12 protein-coding genes are annotated in these 11,639 nt (G+C 54.2%); 5 read left to right on the top strand and 7 right to left on the bottom strand.

Annotated features, from left to right (window positions below; translation table 11 throughout):
* The 7 genes from tuf to IJT02_03180 all read right to left on the bottom strand — a co-directional run.
* Window positions 1-258: elongation factor Tu (gene tuf / locus IJT02_03210; GenBank protein MBQ7543931.1), on the bottom strand; the 258-nt coding region annotated here is incomplete at its 3' end.
* A gap of 25 nt (window positions 259-283) precedes the next feature.
* Complete coding sequence (fusA, locus tag IJT02_03205) at window positions 284-2,347, bottom strand: elongation factor G (protein MBQ7543930.1); 2,064 nt, start codon at window positions 2,345-2,347, stop codon at window positions 284-286.
* A 20-nt stretch (window positions 2,348-2,367) separates the two neighbouring features.
* Window positions 2,368-2,838 (bottom strand): 30S ribosomal protein S7, encoded by a 471-nt coding sequence (rpsG, locus tag IJT02_03200; GenBank protein MBQ7543929.1) that lies wholly within the window; start codon window positions 2,836-2,838, stop codon window positions 2,368-2,370.
* Window positions 2,839-2,855: 17 nt separating this feature from the next.
* The gene (locus tag IJT02_03195; GenBank protein MBQ7543928.1) at window positions 2,856-3,233 is read right to left on the bottom strand and encodes a 30S ribosomal protein S12; all 378 of its coding nucleotides are present in this window, start codon (window positions 3,231-3,233) and stop codon (window positions 2,856-2,858) included.
* 219 nt (window positions 3,234-3,452) lie between these two features.
* Window positions 3,453-3,668 carry a type II toxin-antitoxin system HicA family toxin gene (locus IJT02_03190; GenBank protein ID MBQ7543927.1) on the bottom strand — a complete coding sequence of 72 codons (216 nt, stop codon included), beginning with the start codon at window positions 3,666-3,668 and terminating at the stop codon, window positions 3,453-3,455.
* Window positions 3,655-3,891 (bottom strand): type II toxin-antitoxin system HicB family antitoxin, encoded by a 237-nt coding sequence (locus IJT02_03185; GenBank protein ID MBQ7543926.1) that lies wholly within the window; start codon window positions 3,889-3,891, stop codon window positions 3,655-3,657. Before IJT02_03185 ends, IJT02_03190 begins: the two co-directional genes overlap by 14 nt.
* Before the next feature lie 14 nt (window positions 3,892-3,905).
* On the bottom strand, window positions 3,906-4,283 hold the full coding sequence (locus tag IJT02_03180) for a cupin domain-containing protein (GenBank protein MBQ7543925.1): 378 nt from the start codon (window positions 4,281-4,283) through the stop codon (window positions 3,906-3,908).
* Window positions 4,284-4,620: 337 nt separating this feature from the next.
* Here IJT02_03180 and IJT02_03175 point away from each other — a divergent pair, with 337 nt between their 5' ends.
* The 5 genes from IJT02_03175 to raiA all read left to right on the top strand — a co-directional run bounded on the left by IJT02_03175 (window position 4,621) and on the right by raiA (window position 11,590).
* Window positions 4,621-5,883: a transposase gene (locus tag IJT02_03175; protein MBQ7543924.1), complete on the top strand. Its 1,263-nt coding sequence runs from the start codon at window positions 4,621-4,623 to the stop codon at window positions 5,881-5,883.
* Window positions 5,884-6,060: 177 nt separating this feature from the next.
* Complete coding sequence (locus IJT02_03170; protein MBQ7543923.1) at window positions 6,061-6,294, top strand: hypothetical protein; 234 nt, start codon at window positions 6,061-6,063, stop codon at window positions 6,292-6,294.
* A 2-nt stretch (window positions 6,295-6,296) separates the two neighbouring features.
* Entirely contained in the window at window positions 6,297-9,632 is a 3,336-nt protein-coding gene (locus IJT02_03165) for a hypothetical protein (protein MBQ7543922.1), read from the top strand.
* Between the two features lie 312 nt (window positions 9,633-9,944).
* Window positions 9,945-11,003 (top strand): iron-containing alcohol dehydrogenase, encoded by a 1,059-nt coding sequence (locus tag IJT02_03160; protein ID MBQ7543921.1) that lies wholly within the window; start codon window positions 9,945-9,947, stop codon window positions 11,001-11,003.
* Window positions 11,004-11,056: 53 nt separating this feature from the next.
* On the top strand, window positions 11,057-11,590 hold the full coding sequence (raiA, locus tag IJT02_03155) for a ribosome-associated translation inhibitor RaiA (protein ID MBQ7543920.1): 534 nt from the start codon (window positions 11,057-11,059) through the stop codon (window positions 11,588-11,590).
* Window positions 11,591-11,639: the final 49 nt, after the last annotated feature.

The raw sequence follows: 11,639 nt of genomic DNA, 5'->3' as shown, positions 1-11,639 counted from the left end.
GGCGTGGCCGGGGCAGTCGATGTGAGCGTAGTGCCTCTTCTCCGTCTGGTACTCGACGTGCGCGATGTTGATGGTGATTCCGCGCTCCCTCTCTTCAGGAGCCTTGTCGATCATGTCGTAGGCTGTGTACTCTGCACTGCCTTCTGTGGCGAGGCACTTCGTGATTGCGGCGGTCAGTGTGGTCTTGCCGTGATCGATGTGCCCGATCGTTCCGATGTTCAAATGCGGCTTGTTGCGCTCAAACTTTTCCTTTGCCATTTCTGTTGATACACTCCTTCGTGTGTTATATCCTTCCCTGCAGAATCTTTTCGCTGACTTCTGCGGGGGTCTGCTCATAGTGGTCAAACTGCATCGAGTAGTTCGCTCTCCCTGATGTCTTGCTCCTCAGGTCTGTTGCGTAGCCGAACATCCCGACCAGCGGCACGAAAGCACGGATGATTCTTGCGTTTGCTCTCATGTCCATTCCGTCGATGCGGCCTCTCCTCGACGAGAGATCACCTATTACGTCGCCCACATATTCTTCGGGCGTTACTACCTCTACTGACATAACCGGCTCCATAAGTACCGGGTCTGCCTTCTTCATTGCGTCCTTGAAGCCCATTGACGCGGCAATCTTGAACGCCATTTCGGAGCTGTCAACCTCGTGATAGCTTCCGTCGACCAGCGCAACCTTCACGCCGATAACAGGATAGCCTCCGAGCACTCCTGACTGCACAGCCTCTTCAAGTCCCTTCTCGACAGCGGTGATAAATTCCTTCGGGATAACTCCGCCGACGATTTTGTCCTCGAACTCGTACTTTCCGCCTTCAAGGGGCTCAATCTCGAACACAACGTGTCCGTACTGTCCTCTGCCGCCGCTCTGACGGATGTACTTGCCTTCAGCGCGCGCTGCCTTCCTGATGGCTTCACGGTACGCGACCTGCGGATTGCCGACCTTCACATCAACGCCGAACTCTCTCTTGAGGCGGTCAACGATGATTTCAAGGTGAAGCTCGCCCATTCCCGAGATTACGGTCTGCCCGCTCTCCTCGTCAGTCCTGACCTTGAAGGTAGGGTCTTCGTCCGCCAATGCAGTAAGTCCCTTCGACAGCTTCACTTTGTCCTGCTGTGTTGCGGGTTCGACTGCCAACGAGATTACCGGCTCGGGGAACTCGAGGCTCTCGAGCACTATGGGATGTGCCTCGTCGCAGAGGGTATCTCCCGTGCGCGTTGCCTTCAGGGACGGAACAGCTACTATCATTCCGGCTTCCATCGAGTCGATGTCTTCGCGCTTGTTTGAATGCATTCTCATTATGCGCCCGATACGCTCTCTCAGGCCTGAAGTCGGGTTGTACAGAACGCTTCCCTTCTCCAGCTTTCCCGAATAAACCCTGAGGAAGAACAGTTTTCCTAAGAACGGGTCTACTGCTACCTTGAATGCAAGTGCCGTAAACGGTTCTTTAGCGTCGCTGTGCCTCTCGATGATTTCATCAGGATTGTTCGGCGATACTCCCTTGATTGCCGGAAGGTCTATCGGGCTCGGCAGGTACTCAACAACCGCATCAAGCAGGGGCTCAATGCACTTGTTCTTGAACGCCGAACCGCAAAGCACTGGTACTGCCTTCAACCCTATAACTGCCTCGCGAAGCGTCTTGCGAATCAGCTCCGAGCTTACCGGCTTCCCTTCAAGGTACAGGGTCATAACGTCATCGCTGAAGTCTGCGAGAGCTTCGACGATTGCTTCACGACCCTGCTTGGCCTCCATCGCCAGCTCTGCGGGAATCACTCCCTCGCGGGGCGGCTGGCCAAGTACTCCCGAGAAGAACAAAGCCTTCTGCTCTATAAGGTCTACTACTCCTTTAAAGTCGTCCTCTGCACCTATCGGAAGCTGAAGCGGTATCGCATTTGCCCCGAGCCTCTCGTGCATGGCCTTCACGACTGCCGAGAAGTCCGCACCGATCCTGTCCATCTTGTTGACGAACGCAACACGCGGAACGTGGTACTTGTCCGCCTGCCGCCAGACCGTTTCTGACTGCGGTTCGACTCCTCCGACGGCACAGAACACCGCGACAGCCCCGTCAAGAACACGCATTGAGCGTTCAACCTCGACCGTAAAATCCACGTGGCCTGGCGTATCAATCAAGTTGATAGTATGACCCTTCCACGCACACGTCGTAGCCGCTGAGGTGATTGTGATTCCCCTCTCGCGCTCCTGTTCCATCCAGTCCATCGTGGCTGTGCCTTCGTGAACTTCGCCGACCTTGTAATTGCTTCCTGTGTAATACAGAATACGCTCGCTGGTCGTGGTTTTGCCCGCGTCGATGTGAGCCGCTATCCCTATATTACGTACTCTAGTTATGTCCTGCAAAAAACTACACCCTTACCCGTTTACCAACGGTAATGCGCAAACGCGCGGTTAGCTTCCGCCATCCTGTGAGTGTCATCACGCCTCTTGATGGAAGCTCCCTCGTTCTTGTAGGCATCCATAAGCTCGCGCATAAGCCGTTCACTCATGGGCATTCCCTTTTTGGCTCTGGCGAATGAGACTATCCAGCGGATGGACAGCTGCACTCCGCGTTCAGGCGTAACCTCTACGGGCACCTGATACGTTGCTCCGCCGACCCTGCGCGGACGTACCTCGATGTTGGGGGTAACGTTCTTCATCGCAGTCTCGAAGACCTCGAAGGGTTCAACGCCCAGTTTCTCTGCAGCACTCTCGAGAGCTCCATAAAAGATTTTCTCTGCTACGCTGCGCTTTCCTCCCTGCATCAACGCGCTGATGAACCTTCCTGCCGCCTGGTTGTTGAACCTGATGTCAGGCAGGGGCTCGCGCTTCTTGATGTGTCCTTTTCTCGACATGGTCAGTAATCCTCCTGCTAGTTAGCCTTCGGCCTGCGTGCACCGTACTTCGAGCGGCTTCTTCTGCGGTTCTCGACTCCGCCGCAGTCAAGTGTGCCCCTGATGATGTGGTAGCGTACACCGGGAAGGTCCTTGACCCTTCCGCCCCTCACGAGCACTACGGAGTGTTCCTGAAGGTTATGGCCGATGCCCGGAATGTACGACGTAACTTCGATGCCGTTCGTCAGTCTCACACGGGCTACTTTGCGCAGAGCTGAGTTCGGCTTCTTGGGGGTAATTGTGTACACGCGGGTGCACACTCCCCTTCTTGCCGGGTTGCCCTGCAGAGCCGGAGAATTGCTCTTGCTCCTTTTCTCCTCGCGTCCAAGACGCACTAACTGATTAATTGTTGGCACTTAGCAATGCAAAAAACGTTTGGAGTTTTCTGCACTTTCCTCCCTTCCCGCAAAATATCCTGCACTCACTCACACACAAACAACCCGCCACAAGAAGCGGTGGGCTGCGTCATATGCGTGAGATTAATGCGCAGAAAATATTAAGTTGTTGTTGGATAACTGAGAAATATTAGCAAATAGAATCCCGCAATGTCAATACTACCTATCGTCGTTGCGAGTTTATGCATTGCGCAGAAATTCAGCCGGAGAGATTTCCGCCTGTCGCAGAGCACTACGCAGAGTTCCAACGGCAACTTCGCCGTGAATTGGCACTATGCACTGCGAAGAACCCGAGCGAAGAACGGCATGTGATCCGTTGGTACGTACCCATACAAAGCCCATCTTCTGCAGAACCGCAATAATTTCCCGGCCTGACCATCCGCTAGGCTCGGACACCTGTTTCTACCTCGAATGTCGTTATGAACGCATTGCCCTTAGAGATAAGCGGTGCTTCCTGCAAATAAAGCTCCGTAGCCTCTTTGAGGTTAGCAACTGCTTCCTCAATGGTCCATCCCTGACTCACTGAGCCGACTTCAGGACAATCTGCGACGTATATATCTTTATCGCTGCGGGACAGTCTCTCCTTGTGAACCACCGCAGTTAAAGTGCTCCTGCTCATCAGTCATTCACCCACTATCTGTTGTCATACCCCGGCTCGTTGTAGATTAACGCCATCAGCTCCATATCCTCGTCGGACGTGTTCTCGATGCCGTGCCACTGTCCTACCTCTATAATGCACACCTGCCCTGCGCGGACATGACTCCTTCTGCGCTCGCCGAACTCCGAATCGCCCTCGCAGAACTCGCCCTCGCCCTTCAGGATGTAGTACGGCTCTGTGTCATGGACATGCTGATGCCACCCGACGCTCGAACCCGCAGGCAGGACAACGCGCGCATAAAGCCTTCCGTGTCCGTTAAGCTCGTCCTTGCTGAGAACGTGATACATGTAGCGTTTGCCCTTGCTCTCGGGAAAACCTCCCTCAACTTCCGTCGCAGTTACCTCGCGAATCATCGGTGTTCCTCCTTGCTGTTTTTTGTGGGATGTGCTAATTATATCCCCGCACGTTAAAGAATGCTCTCTTAATCTCCGAAAAGGATTCTGAAAGGGTAAAGACACAAAGAATTTTACGGATTTGCCCGAGAAACATCGAAAATCTATCGGAAAGCGGGTGATATTTATGCCGAAATGTGCTATACTTACAAACTCAGAGCAGAGCAGACTTATGCTCAAAATTTCGGCAAGAGAGAAAATTTCGTCGTAATAGGGAGACTTACTGCCCTCATCCATCATTCAGATTCATCTTTGTACACAGAGAGTCCCGCACTTGCGCGGAAGGCAGGTTAGCGTCATGAGCAGAATGCACGCGAACACAACGCCGCCCGGCAGTTACTGGGACAAACGCTGTGAAGTATTATCATCGTTCTTATGGCTGCCAACTAAAAGAGTACTTGATGATATGCCTCAGTCTGCCGCAAATCTTGAGGACGTTACGCCCCTCAAAGATACGTGGTTCGATTCGCAGATCTATTCATTACCCTACACAACACACCAGAACAACGGCGCACAGCATCCGGCCTCGCCATCCCAGAGGTCGCGGAACATACGCATATACCCTAACGCGGAACAGCGTGAAGTTCTCCGGCACTGGATGAGGACGGCAAGGTACGTGTACAACAGAGCAACAGAATGCATCGTCAAGGGCAGCAAGGCGGACTGGCTCGCAATCAAAGGCTTCCTCTTAAAGGAGCTTCCGGAATGGACGGAGAATGTCCCGTTTCAGATCAAGGCAGTAGCAGTACGAGATGCCTGCATGACCTTCAAGAAGGGCGATGCTCCGAGATTCAGGGCCAGAAGCAGCACGAAGCAGACGATCTTTGTGCCGAAAGCCTCAGTCAGCAAGAGGGGGATATATACGCGTTATCTTGGCCGAATGGATTTCGCGGAGGATTTCCCGGAATCGTGCGGGGACTGCAGGGTGATTCTCGACGGCGGAAGATGGTTTGTGAGCGTGCCGGTAAGTGTGAGCGAACGTGCAGAGCATTACGGCAGGGTAGTATCGGTTGACCCGGGCTTCAGGAGCTTCGTTACGTTCTACAGCTTGGACTCGTGCGGGAAAATCGGTGTCGGAGCTTTCTCGCGTATCTACAGCCTGTGCAGGTATCTTGACGGCCTCAACGAGAGGATGGCCAAGACGAACCACAGGCAGAGGTACAAGATGAAGAAGGCTGCCGAACGGTTACGCTGGAAGATCCGCAATTTAGTGGAAGAACTTCAGCACAAGACCGCGCTGTTCTTGGTGAAGAACTTTGACGTTATAGCTTTGCCGGAGTTCAGAGCAGAGGACTTCGGGAGCGGGTCATTAAGGGAGATAGCCGGTGATGCTCATGCAGGGTTTCAAGAGTTCCTGAGGGCAAAGGCCAGAGAGTACGGCGCAAAGGTCATCGCGCAGAATGAGGATGGCACGTCATGTGTCTGTTCATGGAACGGCGAGGCCAGAACGGCGGGAAGAGTCATCAGGGACGGGGCAATCACACTTGACAGGGATTACAACGGTGCGCGCGGAATATTTCTGCGTGCTTTGCGAGAATCTGCCATTCCTTCGCCCGTATAGGCCATACGCAAGCAGGGGATGCAATGCCTGAGTGAGCAGATTCAGGCTGAAAGGATTCGGGTAAGTTGTGTCCTGCGGTGCACAGGGAGAAATTTTCCTTCAACCCCCTGTGCGTTGCGGACAAGGTTTCAGGGATCGAGTAACTTGACAACAGAATACAAGGCAAGAGGTTAGGTTGTGCAGCTAAGCATCATCTGCGAACCGGCAGAGTTCTTTACGGAGGAAGGACGGCCGATGAGCGGGGGATGTCAGGCAATTCATAGAGGACGTTCAGGAGGTGATGGCGCAATCACGGCATGTGAAGATTCGCGCACGAAGGCGGGCATTCTTGAAGAAGTGTGCTCGGAGAAAGATTTATGGGAAGAGTTCCTTCACGAGGATGAAGGACAAACAAGGAGGTTAATGATATGAAGATGAAGCGCATTATAAGACTGGCTCTCGTTCTGGGAGTCTTGTTCTCGCTGTGCGGTTCTGCGTGGGCGGCTAATTCGTACTATCTCACCAAAGCAGAGGGCAGTTACATCAAAGTCTATAATGTAGTAGCAGCAGGTACAACAAAAGTTATCTCTCTCAGGGCGTACGTGAGAGCACTTGAGGGTACTTCAGCTATTGAGGCTACGAAGGTGAAGTGGTCTGTTTCTGGAAGCAATATCACTGGTACTTTCGATGAAAGTTCAGCAACAACGTACGATGTCGACTTAGACGGGACATCCAAGACTCTCGAGGCCACATTTACCGCAAGTGCTACTGCGACCACAACTGCTACATTTAAGATTGAACTGCTGAGTGGGACATCTTCTACGTCAGACAAAAATGATGGCGATATGACTTATGCCGCAAGTAAGACAGTTACCATCGATTTCACCACAGAAGCGGGCACTGACGAGCGCAACGAAGACTTCCCCGGCAGCTGGCTCGACAGCACCAAAGCAGATCCTGACTGGCCGGCTCTTTGGGACGGAATCGACCTTATCTACGGCGGCGGCGAAGACGGAAACAGAGGCCCGGGCAGTGCTGACAACCCCTCTGTCAAGTCCATGACCCCGCTGACCTTCACGGCCGGTACATCTGCCACTGCAAAGATAACCATTCAGGGTGCAGCACCGTCCGCGTGGATCGGCATAACTGCGAAGGATGCCTACAAGCTCGGCTGGCTGGCAGACAAGCCCGGCAAGACGACCAACGCTGACGATATCCTACTCACCAAAGAGAATATCAAGAAGTACGGCATCCCCTTCAGGGTAACCGGCTACGATATGACCCCTTCCATGACGAAGGGAGCCCAAAGCACTATCACCATTACCTATAACGGTGCGAAAGTCTCCTATAAGGGTTTCCCGCTGACGGTCTACGCCATCAACAGCGCGCCGAAGAAGAAGGGTACGACTACCCCCTACAAGGTTGAGAACGTGAAGGCCTCTAAGAAGACTTTCAAGCTCAACATCAACCCGAACGCTATGCCTGCAGTGGCTGTAACATCGCCTGATGAGGTCGGATTGGCGGCGGACAGTTACACAACAGTGGCACTGGACAAGAAGGGCGTTGAGATCGGCCTCGCGCTCTCCAATGATCCTGCGCTCTACGGCAAGCATAATTACGCGATAGTCCTAGCTTCCGCCGACGGCCCTTACACCATAACCGTCAAGCCTGAGGAGAAGAACGGCATCGAAGCAATAGTGATTCAGCCGTCGTTCGACAAGTACGGTGAAATTACTGACAAGAGCTATGCGGGCAGTGTAACGTTCTCCGGCGATGTTAATGCCGCGAAGGAGACCAAAACAGCCTTCACTGTAACGGTTAAGAACAACTCAACGGGGAAGAAGGGCAGCGCGAAGATTACGGTAATCGGCAAGATCGGCCCGACCATCCAGAACGTGGTAGAAGATGAGGACTCTGACTATAAGTACCTCGACCCAAAGAAGATCAAGAGGGTAGAAGCGGGCAAGGTGCCGAGCGTCTCCGTCAAGGCGAAGGGCTCGAAGACCATCAAGTACGGTCTGGAGTACAGCTACAGAGACTGGTGGACAAGTGCCGACGCAAATCCGTCTACACAGAACTTCTCCGTCGACGATGAAGATGAGGCAAAGGCATTAGAGGCGTTAGGCTGGACGCGCACCTACAAGTACTACGAAGACTTGCTGGCGGATCATAAGCTGTCGTTCGACGCTGCGAAGGGCAAGGTAGTTCTCGCCGACAAGAACGACAAGGCAACAACTCCGACGCTCGAGGATGCTTACACTGCGTGGTACGCTGAACACGGTGAGACTGAAGAAGAGCCTCCTGCTTTCAACGATGACGAAAAGGGATTCTCATCGCTCGACATCGAGGTGTTCGCCGACAACGGCTACGGCCGCGACGATGCTTATGCACTGATAGGCATCACCGGCGCAAAGCCTGCCGTCTACAAGGCGAAGGGTACAGCACCGACCGTAACAATCGGCGGGCACACCTACACGCTGGGCGACAAGATCACCATCAGCAGGGACGCATTCGTCTCCGGCGACGTGGCGGCAATAGTTGCGGTAATGGTCAACAAGCAGCTAGTTGGCGGACCAGACTCGACGGACATAGCGAACGTCAAGTTCTCACTCGCGGCGGACAAGGATAGCGAGGCACTCGGAAATCTCGGCCTTGAGCTCGTGGACTACTACGCGATGAGCACTGACGCAGAAATCAGAGAACTGCAGGCGGAGATCAATGACGAGAATGACGCGGCGAAGAAGGCCGAATTGCAGGCTGAGCTTGATAGCGCAATCCAGAGGAGCAAGTTCTACAACTACGGCGTACTGAAGGTAGCTGACGGCGGACTCGGCAATGCAGGTTCCGGGAAGGTCAACTTCACGCTCGAGAACTACGGCGCGGTCGGCAAGGGCGGCGTAACCATCACGCTCGTTGACGGCGGCCCGGAGATTGCGGCAATCGACTCGGCTGATGCTACGTTCAACGCAGACCCGAGCGAGGACAAGACGAAGGATGTATCCCTCACGCTGACGGCCGAAACCAAGCCGACGCTCGCGAAGACGCAGGTTGAGTGGTCAGTCGGAAGCAACAAGCTGGGCAACTCCGCTAAGGTGAAAGCAACCATCGCCGCTGACAATACCAGCAAGGGCAAGGACGGCGCGACACTGACGCTCGCCGCAGAGCCCACCAACGTATCGGAGCACGGTTCGTTCGACGTTACGGCCACGAACAAGACCAACAACCTCAAGGACGTTTACGAGGTCGGATATTACCTCCTGAGCAAGGATCAGCAGGCATGGACGACCACCGGCGTTACCGTGAGGTACGTGGGCACGTTCCGCACCAACGGCACAGCCGCACCTAAGGCAAAAGCCTACGCTGAAACAGCACCTGAGGCAGAGGCCGACGATACGGCAGAAGCAGTGGACGCAGTGGTCTTCGGAGCACCGAGAACACTCGCCAGCCTCACCGCACAGCAGAAGGCCTACCTCCAGAGCAAGGGCTACGTCGTAGTCGCAGTGCTCGATGAGTTCACGGCACAGGCCGACGGTCAGGTTCAGGACTTCGAGGCCGAGCTGGACGAAGAGAAGGCAACTGAGGGCGCAAAGCTCGTCTACATCGCCTTCCCGCAGAATGCTCCTGAAGTTGAGGACGACAAGATCGCTGACTTCTACGACGAGGACGGCGCGGCAATCGAGACAGTTCCTGCAAGCCGCAAGATAGTAGTAGCTCCTTGGCTCAGGAACGGCGTAACCTACCAGCCCGTTATCGCAATCGAGGCTGAGTAGCAAATAATACCCACCCTGTCCGGAAAAACCCCGGGCGGGGTGTTTTTTTTACCCTTGACATTTACGCCGGAATGTGTGATTATTCATCTATCTAAATTTTTTCACACGGAGAATGTATTAACGGTGCACACTATCAACCTTGCATCAGCAAATTTCGGCTTTAACTTTACCCGCTGGTATTACTTCCAGAGGGATTGTTGCTGTATGCTGACGTAAGGACTCGCTGATTGCACAAAATACACACAGAACAACTAAGCACCTTTCGGGCAGTAAACAGCTCGGAGGGTGCTTTGTTATTGGGGGAGTGTAAACATGTCGGCAAACGTTAAAGGTAGCAGCTACAGCATCAAGATACGCAAGGGTCTCGTGGAACGTATCGGGCTCGAAGTCCTCAGGCTCAGCGACGAGAAGGAGCACGAAATTGCGCTGATTACCGACGAGAAGGTCTCGGGCCTGTACCTGCAGAACGTCATCATCAACGCCAAAGAGTGTCCGAAGTCCGAAGGCACGCGCCTGCGAATCTGCGAGCTGCTGATAGGTTCGCACGAAGGCACAAAGAATTTCGGCCTCATCGAGAAGCTCCTCGAGGACATGGCAGCTCTCGGGCTCTCGAAGCAGTGCGTAGTCGTCGCTCTCGGCGGAGGTGTCGTGTGCGACGCAGCAGGTTTTGCCGCCGCGTGCTATCTCGGTGGAGTAAGGCTCGTGCTCGTCCCGACAACTCTTGCCGCGATGGTCAAGGCTTCCGCCGGGAATTATGCGCGCGTCAACCTCTCGGCAGGCGAGAACTTGGCCGGAATGTCCTGCACCCCCTCGCTCGTCCTGTGCGACACCGACTGCCTCAAGACACTTCCCGACGACGAGTACAGGAGCGGCCTCGCCGAAGCCCTCAAGACCGCAATAGTCAGCGGGGAAGAGATGTTCAGGCTGTTCACGAGGAAGATAGAGCCCGACGGAATAGAGAGAGTCATTGAGGAGTGCATAAAGTTCCGCGCGTCAATCGCAGGCGATGAAGGAAGGCTCAGGGGCTTGAAGCTGGGCTGCGTCGTAGGGAGCGCGATCGGTGCGCTGAGCGGCTACGGAATTCAGCACGGCCTCGCGACCGCTCAGGGCATCGGCATAACCGCGCGTGCGTCGGCCAAGATGGGCTGGTGCTCTGAGGACACAGCAGGACGAATCATCACCGCACTGAATGCCCACAATCTTCCCGACAACTGCGTGAAGTACAAGGCCGCTGACATTGCCCGTACAGCTGCAAAATCGTGGGGCAGGGTCGTCGACATGGTAGTTCCGTGCGGGATAGGGCAGTGCACGGTGAAACAGGTAAAGGCTGAAGATTTGGAGCATGTCATTTCACTGGGGATTAAGGGCTGAAATCTAGTATAATATGTGCATCCAGCTATTCAACTTTTCAGGAGGTGCTGTTTATGGAAGTTCGGTTTGTACAGCGCGGCGCAACTGTTGACGACAAACTCAGGGACTACATGGAGAAGAAGATCTCCAAGCTCGAGAAGTTCTTCCGCAAGATACTGAACTGCCAGATAGTTGTTACGCATCACAAGGGCAGCTTCAACGTCGAAACCACCGCAAATGCCAACGGCGTAATTCTCCGTGCTGAGGAAGACGCAACGGACATGAGGACGGCATTCGACCAGTCGCTCAAGAACTTGGAGCGCAGAATCAAGAAGTACAACTCATACCTTAAGGACAAGGCACAGTTAGGCGCGGACACAGAGTTCACGTTCAGCCTTGAGGAGACGGCAGAGGCTGACGGCAATGTTCCCGCAATCGACAAGGTCAAGAAGGTGGAATTTCACCCGATGGACCCCGTAGAAGCGGCAATGCAGATGGAGTTAGTTGGGCACGAGTTCTTCATGTTCCAGAACGCCGCGACAGGAGAAATCAACGTCATCTACAAGCGCGGGGAGAACAGCTACGGCCTCCTTGAGCCGGTAAGGTAAGAGAATTAACGGTTATCCCTCTGGTCATAACTTGGCCGGAGGGAATATA

The organism is Synergistaceae bacterium (assembly GCA_017450125.1).
Lineage (GTDB): Bacteria > Synergistota > Synergistia > Synergistales > Aminobacteriaceae > JAFUXM01.
This window is presented reverse-complemented; position numbering and strand designations above follow the sequence as displayed.

What these genes read in the sequence shown, in the direction of transcription:
- raiA (MBQ7543920.1), top strand. Translation starts at nt 11,057, where the DNA reads ATGGAAGTTCGGTTTGTACAGCGCGGCGCAACTGTTGACGACAAACTC.
- rpsG (MBQ7543929.1), bottom strand. Translation starts at nt 2,838, where the DNA reads ATGTCGAGAAAAGGACACATCAAGAAGCGCGAGCCCCTGCCTGACATC.
- IJT02_03160 (MBQ7543921.1), top strand. Translation starts at nt 9,945, where the DNA reads ATGTCGGCAAACGTTAAAGGTAGCAGCTACAGCATCAAGATACGCAAG.
- IJT02_03185 (MBQ7543926.1), bottom strand. Translation starts at nt 3,891, where the DNA reads ATGAGCAGGAGCACTTTAACTGCGGTGGTTCACAAGGAGAGACTGTCC.
- IJT02_03175 (MBQ7543924.1), top strand. Translation starts at nt 4,621, where the DNA reads ATGAGCAGAATGCACGCGAACACAACGCCGCCCGGCAGTTACTGGGAC.
- IJT02_03165 (MBQ7543922.1), top strand. Translation starts at nt 6,297, where the DNA reads ATGAAGCGCATTATAAGACTGGCTCTCGTTCTGGGAGTCTTGTTCTCG.
- IJT02_03180 (MBQ7543925.1), bottom strand. Translation starts at nt 4,283, where the DNA reads ATGATTCGCGAGGTAACTGCGACGGAAGTTGAGGGAGGTTTTCCCGAG.